General features: G+C 26.2%; 1 pseudogene. It reads left to right on the top strand.

Going from position 1 to position 382, the window contains the following annotated elements:
* Nucleotides 1-382: pseudogene (locus tag DU473_RS08195) on the top strand (hypothetical protein); the annotation flags it as partial.

Genomic DNA, 382 nt, shown 5'->3' with positions numbered 1-382 from the left:
CTCTTAATGGATAAAGATGATCCTAAAGACAATTCATTAAGATTTATAGGCAAAAATGGCAAAGAGTATACTATAAATAAAGATGTTAGAAATGAATGGATGAAAACTTTCAATCTTAAAAAGATCGACGATGAATATATCCCTAATATACCAAAAGAAGCAAAGATAGCTTTAAAAGATAGAGAAAGAAAACTTACAAAAGGAAGTTTACTAAAGCTAATTGAAAAAGATAGAATTAAATACATACCACATAGCAAAGAAACTTTAGAAAGCCCACAGGCAATCTTAAAAGATAAAGATGATTTTATTTTTATTAAAAATATAGATGATCAAACTTATTTTACAAGTATAGGTAAAGACTATGAAACGCATTTGACTATAA

The sequence above is a fragment of the Campylobacter novaezeelandiae genome (assembly GCF_004323845.1).
GTDB classification, from domain to species: domain Bacteria; phylum Campylobacterota; class Campylobacteria; order Campylobacterales; family Campylobacteraceae; genus Campylobacter_D; species Campylobacter_D novaezeelandiae.
This window is presented reverse-complemented; position numbering and strand designations above follow the sequence as displayed.